18 protein-coding genes and 1 tRNA gene are annotated in these 20,904 nt (G+C 71.7%); 5 read left to right on the top strand and 14 right to left on the bottom strand.

Going from position 1 to position 20,904, the window contains the following annotated elements:
* Position 1: 1 nt before the first annotated feature.
* The 6 genes from hutH to I4J89_RS16420 form a co-directional block, all read right to left on the bottom strand.
* The gene (gene hutH, locus I4J89_RS16445; protein ID WP_196414853.1) at positions 2 to 1,537 is read right to left on the bottom strand and encodes a histidine ammonia-lyase; all 1,536 of its coding nucleotides are present in this window, start codon (positions 1,535 to 1,537) and stop codon (positions 2 to 4) included.
* Entirely contained in the window at positions 1,534 to 2,682 is a 1,149-nt protein-coding gene (gene hutI / locus I4J89_RS16440) for an imidazolonepropionase (RefSeq protein ID WP_196414852.1), read from the bottom strand. Before hutI ends, hutH begins: the two co-directional genes overlap by 4 nt.
* A gap of 126 nt (positions 2,683 to 2,808) precedes the next feature.
* Complete coding sequence (locus I4J89_RS16435; RefSeq protein WP_196414851.1) at positions 2,809 to 4,104, bottom strand: formimidoylglutamate deiminase; 1,296 nt, start codon at positions 4,102 to 4,104, stop codon at positions 2,809 to 2,811.
* A complete protein-coding gene (locus I4J89_RS16430; protein ID WP_196414850.1) occupies positions 4,101 to 5,252 on the bottom strand; it encodes an allantoate amidohydrolase in 1,152 nt (383 codons plus the stop codon). Before I4J89_RS16430 ends, I4J89_RS16435 begins: the two co-directional genes overlap by 4 nt.
* Positions 5,245 to 6,879 carry a urocanate hydratase gene (gene hutU, locus I4J89_RS16425; RefSeq protein WP_196414849.1) on the bottom strand — a complete coding sequence of 545 codons (1,635 nt, stop codon included), beginning with the start codon at positions 6,877 to 6,879 and terminating at the stop codon, positions 5,245 to 5,247. The genes I4J89_RS16430 and hutU overlap by 8 nt, the downstream gene beginning before the upstream one ends.
* A gap of 14 nt (positions 6,880 to 6,893) precedes the next feature.
* Positions 6,894 to 7,739 carry a MurR/RpiR family transcriptional regulator gene (locus tag I4J89_RS16420; protein WP_196414848.1) on the bottom strand — a complete coding sequence of 282 codons (846 nt, stop codon included), beginning with the start codon at positions 7,737 to 7,739 and terminating at the stop codon, positions 6,894 to 6,896.
* Between the two features lie 135 nt (positions 7,740 to 7,874).
* Between I4J89_RS16420 and I4J89_RS16415 the strand changes: the two genes are divergently transcribed.
* Together I4J89_RS16415 and I4J89_RS16410 are read left to right on the top strand one after the other, a co-directional pair.
* Positions 7,875 to 8,687, top strand: coding sequence for an MOSC domain-containing protein (locus tag I4J89_RS16415; protein WP_196414847.1), 813 nt, complete (start codon positions 7,875 to 7,877; stop codon positions 8,685 to 8,687).
* 41 nt (positions 8,688 to 8,728) lie between these two features.
* Positions 8,729 to 9,670: an expansin EXLX1 family cellulose-binding protein gene (locus I4J89_RS16410; RefSeq protein ID WP_196414846.1), complete on the top strand. Its 942-nt coding sequence runs from the start codon at positions 8,729 to 8,731 to the stop codon at positions 9,668 to 9,670.
* 87 nt (positions 9,671 to 9,757) lie between these two features.
* On the opposite strand, the gene I4J89_RS16405 is transcribed toward I4J89_RS16410, so the two are convergent.
* The 4 genes from I4J89_RS16405 to I4J89_RS16390 form a co-directional block, all read right to left on the bottom strand.
* Positions 9,758 to 9,844 (bottom strand) — tRNA-Leu (locus I4J89_RS16405).
* Between the two features lie 12 nt (positions 9,845 to 9,856).
* On the bottom strand, positions 9,857 to 10,801 hold the full coding sequence (locus I4J89_RS16400) for a helix-turn-helix domain-containing protein (protein ID WP_196414845.1): 945 nt from the start codon (positions 10,799 to 10,801) through the stop codon (positions 9,857 to 9,859).
* A 155-nt stretch (positions 10,802 to 10,956) separates the two neighbouring features.
* Positions 10,957 to 11,433, bottom strand: coding sequence for a thioredoxin-dependent thiol peroxidase (gene bcp / locus I4J89_RS16395; protein WP_196414844.1), 477 nt, complete (start codon positions 11,431 to 11,433; stop codon positions 10,957 to 10,959).
* Entirely contained in the window at positions 11,426 to 11,863 is a 438-nt protein-coding gene (locus tag I4J89_RS16390) for an S-adenosylmethionine decarboxylase (RefSeq protein ID WP_196414843.1), read from the bottom strand. Before I4J89_RS16390 ends, bcp begins: the two co-directional genes overlap by 8 nt.
* A gap of 198 nt (positions 11,864 to 12,061) precedes the next feature.
* Between I4J89_RS16390 and I4J89_RS16385 the strand changes: the two genes are divergently transcribed.
* Positions 12,062 to 12,418: an Asp23/Gls24 family envelope stress response protein gene (locus I4J89_RS16385; RefSeq protein WP_196414842.1), complete on the top strand. Its 357-nt coding sequence runs from the start codon at positions 12,062 to 12,064 to the stop codon at positions 12,416 to 12,418.
* Here the strand turns inward: I4J89_RS16385 and I4J89_RS16380 are convergent.
* Genes I4J89_RS16380 through I4J89_RS16365 form a run of 4 tightly spaced genes read right to left on the bottom strand, consistent with a single transcriptional unit; the run spans position 12,405 to position 15,187 of the window.
* Positions 12,405 to 13,376: a hypothetical protein gene (locus I4J89_RS16380; RefSeq protein WP_196414841.1), complete on the bottom strand. Its 972-nt coding sequence runs from the start codon at positions 13,374 to 13,376 to the stop codon at positions 12,405 to 12,407. The genes I4J89_RS16385 and I4J89_RS16380 overlap by 14 nt on opposite strands.
* Positions 13,373 to 14,098 (bottom strand): DsbA family protein, encoded by a 726-nt coding sequence (locus tag I4J89_RS16375; RefSeq protein ID WP_196414840.1) that lies wholly within the window; start codon positions 14,096 to 14,098, stop codon positions 13,373 to 13,375. The genes I4J89_RS16380 and I4J89_RS16375 overlap by 4 nt, the downstream gene beginning before the upstream one ends.
* On the bottom strand, positions 14,095 to 14,589 hold the full coding sequence (locus I4J89_RS16370; RefSeq protein ID WP_196414839.1) for a MauE/DoxX family redox-associated membrane protein: 495 nt from the start codon (positions 14,587 to 14,589) through the stop codon (positions 14,095 to 14,097). The genes I4J89_RS16375 and I4J89_RS16370 overlap by 4 nt, the downstream gene beginning before the upstream one ends.
* Before the next feature lie 58 nt (positions 14,590 to 14,647).
* Positions 14,648 to 15,187 carry a sigma-70 family RNA polymerase sigma factor gene (locus I4J89_RS16365; protein WP_309238348.1) on the bottom strand — a complete coding sequence of 180 codons (540 nt, stop codon included), beginning with the start codon at positions 15,185 to 15,187 and terminating at the stop codon, positions 14,648 to 14,650.
* A gap of 85 nt (positions 15,188 to 15,272) precedes the next feature.
* Between I4J89_RS16365 and I4J89_RS16360 the strand changes: the two genes are divergently transcribed.
* Together I4J89_RS16360 and I4J89_RS16355 are read left to right on the top strand one after the other, a co-directional pair.
* Positions 15,273 to 16,934 carry a copper resistance CopC/CopD family protein gene (locus tag I4J89_RS16360; RefSeq protein WP_196414838.1) on the top strand — a complete coding sequence of 554 codons (1,662 nt, stop codon included), beginning with the start codon at positions 15,273 to 15,275 and terminating at the stop codon, positions 16,932 to 16,934.
* 139 nt (positions 16,935 to 17,073) lie between these two features.
* Complete coding sequence (locus I4J89_RS16355) at positions 17,074 to 20,895, top strand: hypothetical protein (protein WP_196414837.1); 3,822 nt, start codon at positions 17,074 to 17,076, stop codon at positions 20,893 to 20,895.
* Positions 20,896 to 20,904 lie beyond the last annotated feature (9 nt).

Genomic DNA, 20,904 nt, shown 5'->3' with positions numbered 1-20,904 from the left:
GTCAGCTGAGCGGGCCCACCGCCGCCTCGATCTCGCCGCGCAGGGCCCGGCCCGCGACCACCGCCCGAGCCTGCTCCAGCACCGGCGCCAGGAACAGGTCCGGTCCCGGTGTCCCGGCGAACGGCTCGACCGCGGCCACCGCCGCCCGTCCGGCCGGTGACGGCGCGAGTGGGGAACGCAGTTGCAGGCCCCGGACCCCGGCGAGCAGCTCGACCGCGAGCAGGCTGGTCAGGTTGTCCAGGACCGTACGCAGCTTCTTGGTGGCCGCCCAGCCCATCGAGACGTGGTCCTCCTGCATGCCGCTGGTCGGCAGCGAGTCCACCGAGGCCGGCGAGGCGAGCCGGCGGTTCTCCGCCACGATGCCGGCCGCCGTGTACTGGGCGATCATCAGCCCGGAGTTGACGCCGGCGTCGGGGGAGAGGAACGGCGGCAGGTTCCGGGACCGGGTGACGTCGAGCAGCCGGTCCACCCGGCGTTCGGCGATCGCGCCCACCTCGGCGGCCGCGATGGCCAGGTAGTCCGCGGCGAAGCCGAGCGGCGCGCCGTGGAAGTTGCCGGTCGACTCGACCCGGCCGTCGGTCAGCACGACCGGGTTGTCGACCACCGAGACCAGCTCACGGGAGCTGACCAGCGAGACGAACTCGAGGGTGTCCCGGGCCGCGCCGGCCACCTGCGGGGCGCAGCGCATCGAGTACGCGTCCTGCACGGCGTGCGCCAGGTCGTCCCGGTGCGAATCCATGATCGCCGAGTCCTGGAGCAGCCGGTGGATGTTCGCGGCCGACGCGGCCTGTCCCGGGTGCGGGCGGATGCTGTGCAGCTCCGGCAGGAACGGGCGCTCCGACCCGAGCATCGCCTCGATGGCCAGCGCGGCCGTCACGTCGGCCATGGCGAACAGGTGGGCGGCGTCCTCGATCGCCAGCAGCAGCATGCCGAGCATCCCGTCGGTGCCGTTGATCAGCGCCAGACCCTCCTTGGCGGCCAGGTCGAGGGGCCGCAGCCCGGCGCCGTGCAGGGCCTCGGCCGCGGACATCCGGGCGCCGTCCTTGCCCAGCACCCAGCCCTCGCCGAGCAGCACGATCGCGCAGTGGGCGAGCGGTGCCAGGTCGCCGGAGGCGCCCAGCGAGCCGTGCTCGGGCACCCACGGCGTGATCTCGTGGTTGAGCAGGTCGACCAGGCCCTGGGCGAGCACCGGGCGTACCCCGGAACGGCCCATGGCCAGCGACCGCACCCGCAGCAGCATCATCGCCCGCACGACCTCGCGCGGCATCGGCGCGCCGATGCCTGCCGCATGCGAGCGGATCAGCGCGTGCTGGAGTTCGGCGCGCCGCTGCGGGGCGATCGACGTGTTGGCGAGGGCGCCGAAGCCGGTGGAGACCCCGTAGACCGGGCGGCCGGACGACTCGATGTCGTCGACGATGGCGCGGCTGGCCGCCATCGCCTCGACGGTGGCGGGGGAGAGCTCGACGCGGGCGTCGCCGCGGGCGACGGCGAGTACATCGGCGGCAGAGATTCCGGTGGGCTGGACGGTCACGATCATCGCGGTGCTCCGTGTTGCAGGACGTGGCGGATCAGGGGAACACCCGGCCGGTAGGCCAGGTGCAGGTGGGACGGCGCGTCGAGCACGATCAGGTCGGCCCGGGCGCCGGGCGAGATCCGGCCGAGGTCGGTGCGGCGCAGGGCCGCAGCGCCACCCGCGGTGGCCGCGTGCACGGCCTCGGTCGGAGTCAAACCCATTTCGCGTACGGCCAGAGCGATGCAGAACGGCATCGAAGAGGTGTACGAGGAACCGGGGTTGCAGTCGGTCGCCAGCGCCACGGTGGCGCCCGCGTCGAGCAGCCGGCGCGCGTCCGGATAGGGCGAGCGCGTGGAGAACTCGGCTCCGGGCAGCAGCGTGGCCACGGTGTCCGAGCCGGCGAGGGCGTCCACGTCGGCGTCGTCGAGGTGGGTGCAGTGGTCGGCGCTGGCCGCACCGAGTTCCACGGCGAGGCGTACTCCCGGGCCCGGCCCGAGCTGGTTGGCGTGCACGCGCAGGCCCAGTCCACGTTTCGCGCCGGCGGTCAGGATGGCGCGGGCCTGGTCACCGTCGAACGCGCCGCGTTCGCAGAAGACGTCGACCCATTTCGCGTACGGGACGGCGGCGTCCAGCATCTCCCCGCAGACCAGTTCGACGTAGTCGTCGGGGCGGTCCGCGTACTCGGCCGGGACCACGTGTGCACCGAGATAGGTGGTTTCCGCGGACAGCTCGGCGGCCAGCCGTAGCGACCGGGTCTCGTCGGGGACGCTCAGGCCGTACCCCGACTTGATCTCGATCGTGGTGGTGCCCTGCCGCAGCGCCTCACCCACCAGGCGCCGTGCGTTGCCGCGCAGTTCATCGTCGCTCGCGGCGCGAGTGGCGGCGACCGTGGTGCGGATGCCGCCGCCGGTGTACGGCTGCCCGGCCATCCGCGCGCCGAACTCGGCGGCCCGGTCCCCCGCGAAGATCAGGTGCGCGTGGCTGTCCACGAACCCGGGCAGCACCGCGGCGCCGTCGGCGTCCAGCCGCAGGTCGGCGGCCGGCGCCTGCGCGGCGGGGCCGACCCAGGCGATCCGATCGCCGTCGACCACGACCGCGGCGTCGTGCCGGACGTTGTGTTCCGGATCGTTGGTGACCAGCTCACCGATGTTCGTAACGATCAAACTCATGCTGTGCCCGCCTTCGGCATGCTCTCGGTGCAGTAGTTCATGCTGTGCCCGCCTTCGGCATGCGCTCCTGGCCCTCGCCTGCGAGGCCGTTGTCCGGTGCGGCTGGGTGCCGCTCGGTGCAGTCGCTCATGCCAGAACCTCCGCGATCGCCGCCCGCAACTTGGCCGGCACGTCCATCGCACGATGCCGGCCCTCGGTGACGACCGGCGTCCCGTCCACGATCACATCGGTGACGTCGGCCGCCGTGGCCGCGAAGATCAGCCCGTTCGGGTCGGTCCCGGCGGTCCGGGCGCTGTCCATCGAGACCGCGACCAGGTCGGCTCGCCGGCCGGCGGCGATCTCGCCTGCGTCGGCCCAGCCGAGCGACCGGTGCCCGGCGCTGCTCGCCGCGGCAAGCAGTTCGGCGGCGGCGAAATGCCCGCGCTGCCGGGTGGCGAGCCGCTCGTCCATCTCCAGTCCGCGCGCCTCCTCGAACGGGTCGATCACCGCGTGGCTGTCACTGCCCAGGGTGAGCCGGGCGCCCGCGTCGGCCAGCGCCCGGGCCGGGCCGATGCCGTCCGCGAGGTCGCGTTCGGTGGTGGGGCAGAAGCAGACGAACTGCTCGCCCAGGATCCGGATGTCCGCTGCCGACAGGTGGGTGGCGTGCACCGCGGTGGTCATCGGCTGCCAGACGCCCATGGCGTCGAGCAACTCGGCGGGGGAGCAGCCGTGCACCGCCTGGCAGGCCTCGTTCTCGGCCGGCTGCTCGGAGAGGTGCACGTGCACCGGCAGCCCGTCGGTACGGTGAGCGAAGGTGGCCATGCCGTCGACCGGCACCGCCCGTACCGAGTGCAGCGCCGCGCCGATCCGGGCACCGTCGCCGCCGCGCAGCTGCTCGAAGCGGCCGTACCACCCGTCGTAGTCGCCGTCGCCGAACCGCCGCTGCACCCCGTCCAGGGGTTTCCCGTCGACACTCGACGTCAGATAGACCGTGTCGAGCATGGTGATCCGGATGCCCGCCGCGCGAGCCGCCTCGATGAGTGCGTACCCCATCGCGTTCGGATCGGCGTAGGGCGTGCCGTCCGGACCGTGGTGCAGGTAGTGGAACTCGCCGACACTGGTGATCCCGGCCAGCGCCATCTCGCCGTAGACCGCCGTGGCCAGAGCGAGGTAGTTGTCCGGGTCGAGCCGGCCGGCGACCCGGTACATCAGTTCCCGCCAGGTCCAGAAGCTGCCACGGTCACCGTGGGTGCGGCCGCGCAGCGCGCGGTGGAACGCGTGCGAGTGCGCGTTGGCGAAGCCGGGCAGCACCAGGCCGGTCAGGCGGGTACCGGCCGGCTCCGCGCCGGGCGTCACCGCGGTGAACCGGCCGTCGGTGATCTCGATCAGCACGTCCCGTTCGACGCGGCCGCCGACCCACGCGTGTTCCGCGAAGTACCTCACGTGAGGTCGTCCAGCACGGTGGCGAGCGCCTCGATCCCGGCTTCGCAGTCGGCGTCGGACGCGTGCTCGGCCGGGGAGTGCGAGACCCCGGTCGGGTTCCGCACGAAGAGCATCGCGGTCGGCACGTGCCCGGACAGCACCCCGGCGTCGTGCCCGGCGCCGGTCGGCAGGATCGGCGCCTTCAGTCTCGCCGCGATCCGTTCGGCCAGCTCGTTGTCGAAGGTCACCTCGCCGGTCACCGACTCGGCGGTCACGGTCAGCTCGGTGCCGTCCCGGCCGGCCCGCTCGGTCGCCTTCTTCACCACCGCGTCGACCAGCCGGTCCAGGGTGGCGGTGTCCGCGGCGCGGGCGTCCAGCCAGCCGCGCACCAGCGACGGAATGGCGTTCGTGGCGTTCGGCTCGGCCTGCACCCGGCCCACGGTCGCGTGCGCACCGGCGAGCCGGGCCTCCTTGTTCGCGGCCAGCACGGCGAACGCGAAGGTGAGCATCGGGTCGCGCCGGTCGGTCATCCGGGTGGTGCCGGCGTGGTCGCCCACACCGGCGAAGTCCATCCGCCACCGGCCGTGCGGCCAGATCGCGCTCGCCACCCCGACCGGCACCTCCAATGCCCGGCCCTGCTCGATGTGCAATTCGATCACCGCGGCCAGCTGTCCGATTTCTGGTAGCGCTCCCGCCGGACGGCGCCCCAGCGCCTCGCCGAACGTCACGCCGTCCCGGTCGGTCAGCGCGGCCGCCCGCTCCGGGTCGATCACGCCGGTGAAGAGCCGGGAGCCGAGACACGGCACGCCGAACCGGCCGCCCTCCTCCTCGACGAACGCCGCGATCCCAACTTTGCGGTCTTTGTCTATTTTGTCCACCGCGAGGAAGGCGCTCACGATGCCGAGCGGCCCGTCGTACCCGCCCCCGTGCGGCACCGAGTCGAAGTGCGATCCGGTCAGCACGGTCCCCGGCGCCCACGGCTCGCCGCGCCATGCGAAGAGGTTGCCGTTGCCGTCCTCGGTGACCGTCATGTCCCTTCGCGCGGCCTGAGCGCGGAACCAATCGCGCAGCGTCAACTCCGGCGTGGTCAGCGCATACCGGAGGTAACCGCCGCTGCCGGCCCGGCCGATCGGCGCGATCTCGGCCCAGAGCTTCGCGAACTCACTCATGGCTCATCGGGATGTTCAGCCCGTCCGTCGAATGCGACTCGTAGCCCGCGTCGACGTGCCGCAGCACACCCATCGCCGGGTCGTTGGTGAGCACCCGCTCGATCTTCTGCCCGGCGAGGGCGGTGCCGTCCGCGACGCAGACCTGCCCGGCGTGGATGCTGCGGCCGATGCCCACCCCGCCGCCGTGGTGGATCGACACCCAGCTGGCGCCGGACGCGGTGTTGACAAGCGCGTTCAGCAGCGGCCAGTCGGCGATCGCGTCCGAGCCGTCGAGCATCGCCTCGGTCTCCCGGTACGGCGAGGCCACCGACCCGGCGTCCAGGTGATCCCGACCGATGACGATCGGTGCCGACACCTCGCCGCTCGCGACCATCTCGTTGAAGCGAACCCCGGCCTTGTCGCGCTCGCCGTAGCCGAGCCAGCAGATCCGCGACGGCAGGCCCTGGAAGGCGACCTTCTCGCCGGCCATCCTGATCCACCGGGCGAGCGGCTCGTTCTCCGGGAACAGGTCCAGCACGGCGCGATCGGTGGCGGCGATGTCGGCCGGGTCGCCGGAGAGCGCGGCCCAGCGGAACGGGCCCTTGCCCTCGGCGAACAGCGGCCGGATGTAGGCGGGCACGAAGCCGGGGAAGTCGAAGGCCCGTTCGTAGCCGGCCAGTTTCGCCTCGCCGCGGATCGAGTTGCCGTAGTCGAAGACCTCGGCGCCGCCGTCCAGGAAGCCGACCATCGCCTCGACGTGCTTGGCCATGCTGTCCCGGGACCGCTCGGTGAACTCCTCGGGCTTGGCCCGGGCGTAGTCGGCGGCGTCGGCCGGCTCCACGCCGATGGGCACGTAGCTGAGCGGGTCGTGTGCGCTGGTCTGGTCGGTGACGATGTCGATCGCCACGCCGCGGCGCAGCAGCTCGGGGAAGACCTCGGCCGCGTTGCCCACCACCCCGATGGAGATGGCCGATCTCTCGGACTTGGCGGTCAAGGAGCGATTTACCGCATCGTCCAGGTCGTCGGCGATCACGTCGAGGTAGCGGGTGTCGACCCGGCGCTGCAACCGGGTGCGGTCCACGTCGACGATCAGGCAGACGCCACCGTTCATGGTCACGGCCAGGGGCTGGGCGCCGCCCATCCCGCCGCAGCCGCCGGTCAGCGTCAGCGTCCCGGCGAGCGTGCCGTTGAACCGCTTTGCGGCCACCGCGGCGAACGTCTCGTAGGTGCCCTGCAGGATGCCCTGGGTGCCGATGTAGATCCACGAGCCGGCCGTCATCTGGCCGTACATGGTCAGGCCGAGCTGCTCCAGGCGGCGGAACTCCGGCCAGGTCGCCCAGTCGCCGACCAGGTTCGAGTTCGCGATCAGCACCCGGGGTGCCCACTCGTGGGTGCGCAGCACACCGACCGGCTTGCCGGACTGCACCAGCAGCGTCTCGTCATTCTTGAGCGTGTCCAGCTCGCGGACGATCGCGTGGAACGACGGCCAGTTCCGGGCGGCCCGGCCGGTGCCGCCGTAGACCACCAGATCCTGCGGCCTTTCGGCCACATCCGGGTCCAGGTTGTTCATCAACATGCGCTTGGCGGCTTCTTGCGGCCAACCCATCGCTGTGTACGCCGTACCGCGCGGCGATCGAATCTCGGACATCGTCGTCTCCTCCGTCACGCCAAGAAGATGTGCCGCCGAGCGGCCGTCGCCTCGAACTCCTCCAGGCGGCGCTGCACCGGCTCCGGTGCCGCGTCGCACATCGCCTGCAACAGCACCATGGCCATCGCCATCGGGCCGGTGTGCAGGTCGAACACCAGTTGCGTACCCACCGCGGCGGGCAGCACCACGTCGGCCGACTCGGCCGCCGGGCTCACCGCCGAGTCGGTGATCGCGACCACCGCGAGACCCGACGCCTTGGCCTCCCGGACGGCCTCGACCGACTCGCGCGGATAACGCGGTAACACGATGGCCAGCATGGCACCGGCACCGGCCGCGCGGGCCTGATCGAGCCGGTCCAGCAGACCGGTGCCGCCGGTGTCGAGCACCCGCACGTCCGGGAAGACCTTGGCCGCGAAGTACCCGAAGTACGCCGCCAGGGGTGCCGCCGCCCGCAGGCCCAGCACCGGCAGCGGCCGGCTCTCGCTGAGCAGCCGCGCGGCCACCCGTACGCCGTCCAGGTCGTGCAGCCCTTCGCCGAGCCGCCTCAGGTGCTCGGTCTCGGCGTGCACCGCGCGCTGCATCGCGTTCTGCCCGACCGGCTCGCTCGGCCCGGTCGTGGTCAGCGACCGCAGCTCCCGCCGCAGCGCCGGATAGCCGGAGTAGCCGAGTGCCATCGCGAACCGGGTCACCGACGGCTGGCTCACGCCGGCCAGGTCGGCCACCTCGGCCGCGGACAGGTACGCCGCCTTCGCCGCGTGCTCCACCAGGCTGTGCGCGATCCGCCGCTGTGTGGGGGTCAGGCGGGCGCCCTGGAAGAGGTCGAGTACGCGGTTGCCCGGCTTGACACCGTCGTCATTCACAAACGCAGCTTATGCATGAAAACTTTCACGCGCTAGGGCTTCGCCGTGCCCAACGAGTCGCCATCCGATTCGGATCACCGCCGGCGAAACTTCCGGACCCTCTTCCGGATGTTGAGCTGTGCGAGGCTGGGGGACATGCGGATCACGGCGCTTCACTCGTACCCCGTCAAGGGTTGCCACCGGATCGACCACGACGAAGCCCGCGTCGAACCGGCCGGCCTGGCCGGCGACCGCCGGTGGATGGCCATCGACGCCGACGGCGTCGGCATCACCCAGCGTGAGACGCCTCGCCTCACCCAGCTCACCGCTAGGCCGCGTCCCGGCGGGCTGCGCCTCAGCGCGCCCGGCTGCCCCGACCTCGACCTGGACGAACCCACCGACGGCCCCAAAGTCTCCGTGCGAGTGTTCCGCAACAAACCGCCCTACCCGGCGCGCGTCGCCGAGAGTGACTGGATCAGCGAGTTCCTCGGCCGCGACGCCCGGCTCGCCTGGCAGTCCGACCCGACCACCCGCCCGGTCGGCGGCATCGCCGGCCCGGACGCCCGGGTCAGCTTCGCCGACGGCTACCCGATCCTGCTGGCCAACACCGCCTCACTCGACGCGGTGAACGACTGGCTGATCGAGGGCGGCGACGAACCCGTACCCATGCACCGATTCCGGCCCAACCTGGTGGTCACCGGCGCACCCGCCTGGGCCGAGGACGACTGGATCGGCCGGCGCCTGCGCATCGGCGACCTCACCTTCCACGCCGCCAAACCCTGCGACCGCTGCCGGGTCACGACCATCGACCAGGAAACCGGCGAAACCGGCCGCCAGCCGCTGCACGTCCTCGGCAAACACCGGCGCATCGACCAGGGCCTGCTCTTCGCGATCAACCTCGTCCCGGACCTCACCGCCGGTGAGACCGGCGTCATCCGTGTCGGTGACACCGTCTTAGCAGAGTCTTAGAAGATTTGCCCCGCACCCGCACCGGCGACCAGGATGCCCGGGTGAGTGCTCACCGACGCATGTTCTCCACCCGATGGCTCGCCGCCGGCGGCGCCGCAGTCCTCGCCGGCATCCTCGGCGTGGCCCTGCTCCTGCAGAACAGCGGATCCGCCTGCGCCGCACCCCCGAGCACCACCACCAAAACCGGCAAGGCCACCTTCTACGACCTGGCCGGCACCTCCGGCAACTGCTCCTTCGAGGTGCCCGCCGACGACCTCTACGTCGCACTCGGCCCCAACCAGTACGCCGAAGGCGCCTCCTGCGGCGCCTACCTGGACGTCACCGGCCCCAAGGGCAAGGTACGCGTCAAGGTCTTCGACTCCTGCCCGGAATGCGCCCCCGGACACCTCGACCTCAGCCGCACCGCCTTCAAGAGGATCGGCAACGAGGTCGACGGCATCATCTCCATCAAGTACAAACTGGTCACCAACCCCGCCGTGCCCGCGCCGATCAGCGTCCGGATCAAGGAAGGCGCCTCGCAGTACTGGTTCGCCGCGCGCATCGACAACCACGCCAACCTGCTGTCCTCGGTCAAGGTCGCCGGCCCCGGCCGCGCTTTCAGCGCGGCACACCGCACCGACTTCAACTACTGGCTCATCGACAGCGGCGCCGGGTCCGGCCCCTACAAAATCAAAATCACCGATGTGTACGGCAACACGGCCACCGTCACCGGCATCGACATGAAACCCGGCACCGTCCAGAAGACCGGCGTACGCCTGACCGGCGGCTCAAGCGCCGTCGTCAAGAAGACGGCCACACCGGCGGCGAAGGCCAGCAGCTCCGCCCCCACCAAGAAGAAGGCCGCCGCCTCGGCCTCCGTTCCCCCGGCCGCGCCCCGCTCGCCGGCCGCGCCGGTGCTCGAGTCCGCGCCGGTGGCGTCGCCGTCCGGCGCCGATCAGCCGCTGGTCGACCTGGCCGCCGCCGACCCCGCCGCCTCCTGCTGAGTTCGGCCGGCGCGGTACCGGTAAAGCGACTGGAGAACTGACAAGGCGGCCCGGTCCACGCGATTCGTGGACCGGGCCGCCTTCGGCTGGTGCGGAAGAGGGGACTCGAACCCCTACGCCCTTTCGGGCACGGGCACCTAAAACCCGCGCGGCTGCCGATTACGCCACTCCCGCGCCTTTTGCCCCTCAAGGCAAAGCGTTGTGAGGAGTGTAATCGGTCGGATGCGTCCGTGGCGTCTTGCTCACCGCCGATCTGGCCTGTGCGGTGTTGAGCCCGGCCTCCCGGAAGATGTTCTCCACCGTGGATGCGGAGACCGCGATGGGCTGTGACGGCCTGGCCCGGAGCGCGTCAGCCACCTTACGTGGCCCCCACCGGGGATGTGCCAGCGCGAAGGCCATGACCCCGGCGCGGTCGACGGCCGAGATCCGGCGTCGTCGCGGTGCCGGCGCCAGCGTTCCCCGGGTCTCCCACCGGCGCATCAGTGTGTAGACGTGACTGGGGTGACAGCCCAGCGTCCGAGCGGCATCGGCGACGGTCAGATCCTTGCGCCGCACCTGCTGGAGCACCTCGACCCGGCCCTTCTCGGTGAGCGGGCCGGTTGGCTCCGGCCGTTTCACCGGGTTGCCCTGCCCGTCCACCCGGACGACCGGGATCCGGCATCGGGGCCGGTTCCGGCCCGCGTAGGTCGCCGTCTGGCTGTGGCAGTTCGGGCAGAGGAACCGCAGATTCTCCGATCGGCAGTTCCAGAACTGTCCGTCGATGTGGTCGACCTGCAAAGTCAGTGATCGTGCGTTCCACACGTCGCCGACGCCGCACTCGGCGCACCGGTAGGCGCGGCCCAGTTCCTCCAGCGCTCGCCGCAGCACGGTCGGTGCCTGCCGTTTCGCCTCGGGTGGGCGCTCGATCAGAATCTCGTCCGGTCGGCGGCGACGCGGGCTGTGGACGCCTCGCGCGTGGCCGCGCCCGAGGAAGTGCGACGTGTCGATGCCGAGATGCGTGATCCGCCGGCGCAGGTGGGCGTGGGCTCCGCCGTTCAACCGCAGGCCCAGATGGCGCAGAACCCCGGCCATCGAGGTGGATGCGGAGACCGCCTCGGTCAGCATCTCCCGGGTGTACTTGACGTATGACATGATGCGCAACGTACAGGTCCGGTACGACAAAAACCGTGCACGGCGGCCGCCTTGCGGGTTGGCTACCGCATGACGACCGCCGTGAGTTCCGGGAGTTCCGTGTGCCTTCCTGATCGGCGCGGACTGCCCGGAGTTGCGAGTTTCGCCGGACTTTCTTAGTCCAGTCCCAGATCGCGGCGCAGTTTGGCGACGTGCCCGGTGGCCTTGACGTTGTAGAGCGCGTGCTCGATCGCCCCGTTCTCGTCGATGACGAACGTGGAGCGGATGACGCCGGTGACCGTCTTGCCGTAGAGCTGCTTCTCGCCGTACGCCCCGTAGGCGATGAGCACGCTCTTGTCCTCGTCGCTGACCAGCGGGAATGTGATGGCGTCGCGTTCGCGGAATTTGGCCAGCTTGGCGGGCTTGTCGGGGGAGATGCCGACCACCTCGTAACCGGCGGCCTGGAGGGAGGCGAGCGAGTCGCGGAAGTCGCAGGCCTGCTTGGTGCAGCCGGGGGTCATCGCGGCCGGGTACGCGTACAGCACGACCTTGCGCCCGCGCAGGTCCTTCAGGGTGAGGGTGTCGCCGGTGTCGGTGGCGAGGGTGAAGTCGGGTGCGGCGTCGCCGGCGCTGAGGCGCACGTTTTCAGTCATGCACCGACGATAGTGCGGCTCGCCGGCCGCTCCAGAGGTGCCGGGCGGCGTTGACGTTGCGGGGCCATTCCTCGCCGCGGCGGTTGAGGGTGTGTTCGGTGATCCGGTATTCGCCGACGAGGCGGTGGAACTCGTCGAGCACGTCCTCTTCGCGGAATGGTTTGCAGGAGAAGATGTTGGCGAGGATCTCCCGCAGGTGGGGGTAGGTGTGGATGGCGGCGTGCGACTCGGCGAGGATCACGACCGCGGATTTGCCGGCCTTTTCCGGCGGGCCCTGTTCGGTGGCGACCAAGGGGCCGGCGATGACGGTCATGCCGATGCGGGTGACCAGGTCGCGCATGAAGGTGATGAGGGCCCGGTCGTCGTCGAGGAGCCGGGTGTCGCTCACGGCCGAGAGCCGGAGGGTGAGTTCGTCTCCGTAGTGGTCCACAACTGAACGTTACCGATTGATGGCGGAGAGTCGATATGCCAATTTCCGGCAATAGGGAATCCGTTTCCCAACGTTCCGGGAAATAGGAAAACAATGGATTCGGCAGTCGAACAACCCGTTATCGATGGCGCTGTACGCACGGTGCGCTGCACTCGCGGTACGCTCCCCGGCACGTGCGTCGAGAGCGGAGATCAAGTCATGAGTGAGGCTACGAACGGGAGCACCACCGTCTCCAGCGAGGTCGTGGAGAAGATCGCCGTCGCGGCTGCCCGGGCGGTCCCGGGTGTCGCGGATCTGGGTGGTGACGTGGCCCGGTTCTTCAACAGCGTGCTCGACAAGGTCGGCCTGGACGAGGTCGGCGACGCCAGCCGGGGTGTCTCCGCGAAGGTCGCCGGCAACGACGTGACGGTGAACGTGGTGCTGGTCATCGAGGCCGGCCGGGTGGTCGCCGAGGTCACCGGCGAGGTGCAGGCGAAGGTCAAGGAGGCGCTGACCGGTTACGGGCTGAACGTGCTCGCCGTCAACGTCAACGTGGACGACATCACCGGGGTGTGACGGCCGGGGTCGCGGCGCGCAGGCGGAGCACGCCGGTGAGCGCGAGCCCCGCTCCGGCCCCGACGGCCACCGTGACGGCGGCCCGGGCCAGCCAGCCCGGGCCCGCGGCCGGTACCACGGCCGCGGTGAACACGTCGGCTTCGCCGAAACCGGCGAAGGCGGCCAGCACGAAACCGGAGAGCGCCAGGTAGAACGGCGGGTGCCGGTAGGCGGCGGCGCAGGCGAGCAGTCCCGCGATGACCGGTACGCCGAACCAGCCCCCGCCGTCCAGAATGCGCGACAGCGCGTACCAGAGTGTGGTTGTGCCCGCGAACAGCGCGAGCGGTCCGACCAAGCCCGGCCACCGCATCGCCAGCAGTGTGACCGCGACGGCCAGCAACGCCGCGCCGGCCCACCAGGCCCACTCCCGCGGGGGTGGCTCGTAGTCGAGCGTGCCCTGGACCTCGATCGTCCGGGTCTGTTCCCGCAGCGGCACCACCCACTCACGGATCCGATGCGCGCTGTCCGGGTCGGCGGCCGCCTGCGGCGGCAGCCCGGGCTCCCGCCACTGGGTGCGCTGGTCGTGCCAGCGCACGGTGGTGTCGCCGGAGACGCGGCGCCAGGACGGCGCCGCGGTGGGATCGGCGCCGGCGGGCAGCGGGGTGTCGCCGCTCAAGGTCGCGTTGAGGTACGTGGCCGGCGAGCTCACGTTCTCGTAGGTGCCGTCCGGCCGCACCTCCAGGTACGGCTCGCCGGAGTAGCCCAGCACCTCGATGGCGCGGCCGGTCTCGTTGCTCAGCTCCAGCCGTGCCCCGCCCTCCACGACCCGGACCGTGAGCCCGTCGAGCGGGGTGCTCAGGCCGGTGACCGTCACCCGGTACGAACTGGCCCCCTCGGTGTCACCGGCGTGCGCGAACGCGGGAGTGGCCGGTGCGAGAACCGCACCGGCCACTGCCAGGAGCAGGGCGAGTCGCCTCACCCGGCCGCCTTCTCGACCGCCTGGGTGAGTTGCTCCGGGCTGGGTGTCTCGAGCTGCTCGCCGTTGACCGTGATCGTCGGCGTGCCGGTGAAGTTTCGTTCGGAGAACTTCTCGGTGGCCTGGGCCGCCCATGACCGGTAGCTGCCGTTGTTCACCGCGTCGGCGAAAGTGTCGCTGGTCAGGCCGACGGACTTGCCGAGTTCGATCAGCTTCTCGTCGCTGAGGCCATCGCTGCCCTCGGCGGGCTGGTTGGCGAAGAGCACCTCGTGGTACTCGGTGAACTTGCCCTCCTGGGCGGCGGCGGCCGACGCCGCGGCGGAGCGGGTGGAGTACTCGGTGCCGTTGGAGAACCGGTCGAGGATCGCCACCGGGTGGTATCGCACGGTGACCTTGCCGGCGTCGACGAGCTGCTTCAGCGTCGCGCTCGAGGCCTGCTCGAAGCTGTTGCAGGCCGGGCACATGAAGTCCTCGTAGATGTCCACGGTGACCGGGCCCGACCCGACCGCGAAGGCGGTGCCGTCGTCGACCGCCGCGGTGGGCGTGGTGACCTTGCCATCGTCCTGGTCGGCCATCATGTTCCAGCCGACCAGTCCGGCGATGAACAGAACCACGACCACGGCGACCGAGGTCCAGATCGTCACGGTGCGGCGCCGCTCGGCGGCCCGCTGATGCTCGACGATCTGCCGTGCTTTCGTGGACCGGTCTCGTTTCCCCTTGCTCATCGCGCATCCCCCATGAGTAGACCGTCGAGTGAGAACCGGGTGTGCGGTCGCCACACCAGGATCCCGGCTAGTGCCAGAAACCCGAGATCACGAAGGATGTCCAAGCCGTACGCCGCCTCTTTGCCCTCGGCCAGCGCGCCGCCGGCGCTGAAACAGCCGCAGTCGATCTGCAGGCCGCGGGCCCACGCCGAGACGATCCCGGCGATGAAGACCACCATCAGCAGCGCGGAGATCGCGGCGGTGAGGCGGGTCGCCAGGCCGATCAGCAGGAGCAGACCGAGAGCGATCTCCAGAAAGGGCTGGATCGCACCGACCACCTTGGCCGCGTCGTACGACATCAGCTGGTAGGCGTTCACCGCGCGGGCGGAGGCGGCGAGATCGCCGACCTTGAGCCCACCGGCGATCAACCAGACGGCGGCCAGGCCGAGCCGGGCCACAGTGGAGATCCACGGCCAGGCGGCCGCCGAGCGGACACTCCGCAGGGTTTCCATGGTCACGCCCCGTTAGACGGTTCTCCCCGCTTTCGAGTTCCCGGCGATTCTGTCCTCGTCAGCTGGCCTGTGCGCGGGACACCGCCGTGATCAGCTCGTCGCGGGCCCGGGCCACCCGGGAGCGGATGGTGCCGACCGGGACGTCCTCGACCTCGGCGGCCTCCGCGTACGAGAGGCCGAGCACCTGGGTCAGCGTGAAGGCGGTGCGACGCTCGTCACTGAGCCGGCTCAACAGGTCGGCGCTGGTCAGCCGGTGCGCGGGATCGGGAGCGGGCAGCTCGGTGACGGCCTGAGCGGCGAGCCGGGCGTCGAGGCGGCGCCGGCGCACCACGGAGCGCAGGTGGTCGGCGCAGGTCCGGCGGGCGATGCCGAGCAGCCACGTCCGTACGCTGGACCGGGCGGCGAAGCTGTGCAGTGCCCGGAACGCCCGCAGGTAGGTCTCCTGAGTGAGGTCGTCCGCGGCGCCCGGATCCACCAGTGCGGCCGTGAACCGCCAGACCTCCGCCTGGGTGGCTCGCACGAACGCCGCCTGCGCCGCCGGATCGCCCGCACGGGCGGCCAGAGCCAGCGCGGTGGTCTCGTCCGTCTCTTCGGTCACGGGCGGAATGGTACGCGCATCGGCGACGCCGGACGCGATCTGGAACCATGCAAGGACTCCGGGCGACTACCGTCCATGACCGGAAATGGAGCGACTGGTGACTGACCGACGCCGAGTCCTGGCTGTCCTGGCCGGGTTGCTGCTCGGGCTCTTCGGCACGCTGCTGGCCGCCGCGCCGGCCAGTGCCCACGCCGCCCTGGTCGGCAGCGACCCGGGTAACGGCACGATCGTCCCGGACGCCCCGAACAAGGTGACCCTCACGTTCAGCGAGTCGGTCCAGCTGCTCTCCGACAAGATCCGGGTGATCAGTCCCGACGGTTCCCGCGCCGACCAGGGCGAACCCTCGGTCACCGGCACGCAGGTGACGATTCCGCTGCGTACCGGCGCGGGCCGCGGCACGTACCTGGTCAGCTACCGGGTGATCTCCGCGGACAGCCACCCGGTGGCCGGCACGATCACCTTCTCGGTGGGCGCGGCCTCGACGCCGCCTTCGGCGGCCGAGGAAGAGGTGCGGGTCGATCCAGTGGTCCGCACACTCATTCCGATCGCCAAATACCTGGGGTACGCCGGACTGGTGCTCCTGGTCGGCCCGGTGCTGGTCCTCGCCCTGCTCTGGCCGCAGCGGCTGGACCGGCGCGGGCCGGGCCGGCTGATCTGGACCGGTATCGGGCTGGTGGCCGGCAGCACCCTGCTCGGTCTCTGGTTGCAGGCCCCGTACACGCTCGGCACCGGCCTCTTCGACGTCGGGCTGGGCGACGTGCGCGACGTGCTGGGCAGCACGTTCGGCGCGGTGATGCTGGTCCGGCTCGGCGTGGTGATCGCGGCCGCGTTCCTGTTGCGACCGCTGCTGGTCGGTACCGGCGGCGGCGAGTCGAAACTCGACCTGGCCCTGCTCGGCGTGCTCGGCGTGGCGGCGCTGGCCACCTGGCCGCTGACCGGGCACCCGACCGCCTCCCCGGTGGCCGGGGTCTCGGTGGTGATCGACGCGCTGCACCTGGCCGCCGTCGCGGTGTGGCTCGGCGGTCTGGTCATGTTGTTCGGCTTCCTGCTGCCCCGGGCGAACGGCCGGGAACTCGGCGCGATCCTGCCGATCTGGTCCCGCTGGGCGGCGGCCGCGGTCGGCGCCCTGATCTTCGCCGGTGTGGTGCAGGCGCTGATCGAGGTGTCGACGCTGGACGGCCTGATCAACACCACCTACGGCCGGCTGATCCTGGTCAAGGTCGGGCTGGCCGCCGTGGTGCTCGGGGTGGCGGCGTACTCGCGCAAGCTGGTCAAGTCCCGCGCCGCCGAGGAGTCGCCCGGGCCACTGCGCCGGATCGTGCTCGCCGAGCTGGCGATCACCGCGGTGGTGCTCGGCGTCACGTCGGTGCTGGTGCAGATCGCGCCGCCGCGTACCGCCGAGGCGGCCGAGACCGCGGCCACCACCACGACCGTCACCCAGACGTTGACCTCGAACAAGATGTCGCTGCAGGTGGACATCTTCCCGGCCAAGGTGGGCAACAACTCGATCCACCTGTACGCGTACACCCCGGACAACAAGCCGTTGCCGGTCATCGAGTGGAAGGCGACCGCGACGCTGGCCGCGAAGGGGATCGAGCCGATCGAGATCCCGCTGCTGCGGATCACCGATTTCCACGCCATCGGTGACATCGCGCTGCCGGCCGCCGGCGAGTGGACCTTCAAGTTCACCGCCCGGACCACCGAGATCGACCAATCGACGTTGACCATGACGGCGAACATCTCCTGACCCTCCCCGTGAACGGCCCGGCCCCGGTGGGCCGGGCCGTTGCCATATCTATCGGGGGCCGCCGTGCCTGTTTGACCACTTTGGGGTTATTTGAATCTGTATGGTCCCCGCAGTACGGCCCGGGAAGGGGGAGAGACAGATGCGGGTGTTCCGCACGATCCTCGGCATGCTGTTACTGACCATCGGACTGCCCGCGCTGCTGGCCGGTGGCGGACTGTGGGCGCTCATGCAGCACCGCGACCCCGGTGGCGCGTTCAGCGGCCAGATCCGCCAGCTCGCGGTCCCGGGGTACGCCCTCGTGGTCCCCGACGTCGACCGGCTGCTGCGCGACGACGCGCCGTTCACCCGGGTCGGCGCCACCCGGCTGCGGCTCTCCGCGGTCACCCTGAACGGCCCCGCATTCGTCGGTCTGGCACCCGCCCGTGACATCGAGCGCTACCTGGCCGGCGTCCCGCACACCCGGGTCAACGCCGTCGACATCGGCACCGGGGCACTCCCGCTGACCGTCGGCCGCGTCGACGGGCGTACCCGGCCGGCCGGCATGCCCGGCCGGCAGCCGTTCTGGACGACGGCCGGGCAGGGCCAGCTCAGCTGGACACCCGGTGAGCTCACCGGCGGCCCGTACAGCCTGGTCGTGATGAACCCGGCCGCCCAGCCGATCAACAAGGTCGCCTCGGCCGCCGAGGTGTGGCCCAGCTGGCTCAACTCCAGCACCTGGGGCCTGCTCACCCTCGGCACCCTGCTGGTGATGGCCAGCGTGACCGTGCTGGCCTGGCCGGGTCGCCGGCGCGAGGTGGTCTACGTCGTCGAACCCAGCCAGGTGCCCGACTTGATGCAGGCCATCGGGGCGCCGCTGCCGCTGTCCGGCGGCGGGCGGCAGGGTGGGGCACACCGGCCGCGTACGCTCGCCGACTCCCGCCCCAGCCGCCCGCCCGCGCTGCCGCAGTTCTCCTGGCCGCCCCAGCCCGCCGGCAAGAACACGCCCGAGCTGCCGCCCGGCGGAGGCGCCGCCCCGGCAGCCGCACCGATCGCCCTCACCTCCGCGCCCGCCGGCACAACCGTGACCCTAGCCGACGCCCCCGCTGCGGCACCGCCCGCCGAAGTGGCGCCGCCGATCGCCCACGTCCTCCCGGCCGGAGCGTTCACCCCCGCACCCGGCCAACCGCTGAACCTGCTCGGCGACACACCCGCCCTCGCCGGCATGCACCCCGGCCCGCTGCCGGCCAGCCGCAACGAACGGCGGCGCAGCCCGGCCCCCACCGACCTGCCGGAATTCCGCGCCACCGCGGTCGGCGCCTGGGTCGCGGCAACCGCCCCGGAACGGGCCCGCCAGACCGAGGCCCGAGCAGCGGCCCGGCTCGCCGAGGCGGCCGCCCGTAAGTCGGCGGCGAACACGCCGCCGGTCCAGGGCGGCGGCCGCGACACCAAGCCGGCCGGGATGCCGATCGCGGGCCCGAGGAAGCGGGTCACCGGCGAGCAGCGCACGGGCGAGGCCACACCCACCGAGCCCACTCCCGCCGCCACGTCGGCGGATGCCGCGAGCGACCGGGCCGGCAAGGCCGGGCCTCAATCCGCGAAGCCGGCCTCCGTTGCCGGGTCGGTGGATGCGGCGAGCGTCCAGGCCGGGAAGCCCGGGCCTCAGTCTGCGAAGCCAGGCTCCACTGTTGCGTCGGCGGATGCGGCGAATGACCGGACCGGGAAGCCCAAGCCTCAATCCACTTCTGATGGCGCGTCGGCGGATGCCGCCGATGGCCAGGCCGGGGAGCTTGCGGGCGGGAATGCGGATGAGGCTGCGGGCCCTCAGGCTGGGAAGCCCGAGACCAGGTCCATAAAGCCCGCGTCCGGTGGCATGTCCGCGGATGCCGCTGATGGCGAGGCCGCAAAGCCTGCGACCGGGACTCCGGGTGAGGCTGCGGGCGCTGGCGGAAAGCTTGCGGGTGAGGCCGCAGATTCTCGGCCAGGTAAGTCGGCGGCTGCCGGAGGCGGCCGACCGGAGAAGTCAGTCGGCGCGGCCAAGGGCCAGGCCGGCAAGCCGGCGGCTGCTGAACACGTGGCCGGTCCGGTGAGCGGGCCGGTTGAAAAGCCCGCGCAGGGGGCGGCCCAAAAGGCGGGCGGCCAGGCAGGAAAGGCCGCGCGGCTCACGGAGGGCCAGCTTGAGCCGGCTGTCGCTGGCTCGCCGGTGGGCTCCGAAGCCGATGGGCGGCGAGACGTTGCTGGTGAGAGCCGTCCCGAGTCCTCGGGGCCGGCGGGAAAGCAGCGTGGGCCAGCCGATGAGAGCGGGGCAATGCCGGACGGACGACCTAAGCCCGGCGACGTCGTTGCTGAGCTCCGCCCGGAGGGTCGCGGGGGCGCGGGCGCGCCGACCGGGGCCCGGCCGAGCCCGCGTCCGCAGGTGACGACCCAGCCGAGCGCGGGCGTGTCGCGCATTGCGATGCACACCGGTCCGGCGGCCACCGATTGGACCGCTACCGGCTTGACCCGGCTCGGCACCGGCCGGACCGGATCGGCGAAACCGCAGCCGCAGAACCCGCCCGCAGTACCGCGACCCGTGGCAGGCCCGACCCAGCCGTCAACAGCTTCCGCGCGGCCGGCGGCGCCAGCCGCCCAGCCCCCGGCTGCTTCCCCCCAGCCGGGGGCCGTCGCCGAGCGATCCAACACAGCCACCAAGTCCGCGGTGACTACCGATCAGCCGACGGCATCCGCTGCTCCCGCCGCCGTGAACGTCCGGCCGGAGGAGTCCGGGCCGCAGACCGAGCAAGCGGGCACTCCAACCGATGCCGCTGTCGAGACCGCCGCTTCCGGCGTCGAGCAGCCGCCGGTCTGGCCGCCGGTCAACCCGGCCGGACGCACCGGACAGGACGCCGTCTCGGCCGGCGAACCCACGTCCACCGACAAGACGGCCGGGCAGCCAAGCTCGGACGGCAGGGATCCGGCGAAGCCCGCCTCAATGGCCAGGCCGAGGTCCGCCGACCTGGGCGCCGCGCCGGCGGGTTCGAAGGGCGGGGATTCAGCAAAGTCGGTGGCGGCGAAGTCGGCCGCCGAATCCGTGTCCGCGGGCAAAGCGGGCGCGCAGGGGCGGGCCTCGATGCACGCCGCGGAGTCCGGGCGTCCGCCTGCTGGTAACCCGGCATCCGGGGACGCTGCCGCCCAGCCGGCGTCGGCAGGTTCCGACGCGCATCCCGCCGGGATGACGGCTACGAGCGCGCAGCCTCCGCGCGCGTCGATGCACTCGGTGGAGTTGGACGGGCCGGCACGGACGGTGCCGGGCCAGAGCAAGCCCGGCGATGCCGGCCGCTCGGGGAACGGCCGAAAGGCGACCGGGCGTGCCGATCAGGCCGATCACCCGCTGTCCCGTGCTCAGAACCGGATCGCTGGGAAGACGTCGCGGCCGAGTCCGATGGCCCGGCGGGCCCCTGCGGCCTGGATCAAAGCGGCCGAGACCATGGCCGCACGGGCAGCTCAGACAACCGACGAGCCGACTGACGCGCAGCTGGCCGCGAAGCCGGTGGATGCGCCGTTGGCCGCGATGCCTGTGGACGTGCGGGTGGGCGCGGACGGGCAGTCGGCCGCGCGGGTTGCCGCAGACGGGCAGACCACCGCGCAACTCGCCGGGAAGCCAGCGAACGCTCAGGTAGCGGCAGACGCACAGCCAGCCACGCAACCGGCGGAAACGCCGGCACCGATCGCGGCCACGCCGGACTCCCTGCGAGCGGCCCGGGGCAGCGTGCCGCGCCCCAAGGCGCCGGCGTCCGAGGTGCCGCCGCGGGTCACAAAGGAGAACAGGGCGGCAGGCCGGAAGGACAGGGCGGCCGAATCGGGGGCGACGGCCAACCGGGCGCTCAGCTACCGGGAGGAGGCGGCGGAACTGCTGGCAGGCACCAATGAGCGCCGCCGCCGGCGTACCGTTGCGGGCCGTCCGGCCGAGCGTGACCGCCCGCAGGGCGAGCCTGACGGCAATTGACCGAGCATC

It is taken from the genome of Actinoplanes aureus (assembly GCF_015704865.1).
Lineage (GTDB): Bacteria > Actinomycetota > Actinomycetes > Mycobacteriales > Micromonosporaceae > Actinoplanes > Actinoplanes aureus.
This window is presented reverse-complemented; position numbering and strand designations above follow the sequence as displayed.

What these genes read in the sequence shown, in the direction of transcription:
- I4J89_RS16355 (WP_196414837.1), top strand. Translation starts at nt 17,074, where the DNA reads ATGCGGGTGTTCCGCACGATCCTCGGCATGCTGTTACTGACCATCGGA.
- hutI (WP_196414852.1), bottom strand. Translation starts at nt 2,682, where the DNA reads ATGAGTTTGATCGTTACGAACATCGGTGAGCTGGTCACCAACGATCCG.
- I4J89_RS16385 (WP_196414842.1), top strand. Translation starts at nt 12,062, where the DNA reads ATGAGTGAGGCTACGAACGGGAGCACCACCGTCTCCAGCGAGGTCGTG.
- hutH (WP_196414853.1), bottom strand. Translation starts at nt 1,537, where the DNA reads ATGATCGTGACCGTCCAGCCCACCGGAATCTCTGCCGCCGATGTACTC.
- I4J89_RS16360 (WP_196414838.1), top strand. Translation starts at nt 15,273, where the DNA reads ATGGAGCGACTGGTGACTGACCGACGCCGAGTCCTGGCTGTCCTGGCC.
- I4J89_RS16415 (WP_196414847.1), top strand. Translation starts at nt 7,875, where the DNA reads ATGCGGATCACGGCGCTTCACTCGTACCCCGTCAAGGGTTGCCACCGG.
- I4J89_RS16430 (WP_196414850.1), bottom strand. Translation starts at nt 5,252, where the DNA reads ATGAGTGAGTTCGCGAAGCTCTGGGCCGAGATCGCGCCGATCGGCCGG.
- hutU (WP_196414849.1), bottom strand. Translation starts at nt 6,879, where the DNA reads ATGTCCGAGATTCGATCGCCGCGCGGTACGGCGTACACAGCGATGGGT.
- bcp (WP_196414844.1), bottom strand. Translation starts at nt 11,433, where the DNA reads ATGACTGAAAACGTGCGCCTCAGCGCCGGCGACGCCGCACCCGACTTC.
- I4J89_RS16370 (WP_196414839.1), bottom strand. Translation starts at nt 14,589, where the DNA reads ATGGAAACCCTGCGGAGTGTCCGCTCGGCGGCCGCCTGGCCGTGGATC.
- I4J89_RS16400 (WP_196414845.1), bottom strand. Translation starts at nt 10,801, where the DNA reads ATGTCATACGTCAAGTACACCCGGGAGATGCTGACCGAGGCGGTCTCC.
- I4J89_RS16375 (WP_196414840.1), bottom strand. Translation starts at nt 14,098, where the DNA reads ATGAGCAAGGGGAAACGAGACCGGTCCACGAAAGCACGGCAGATCGTC.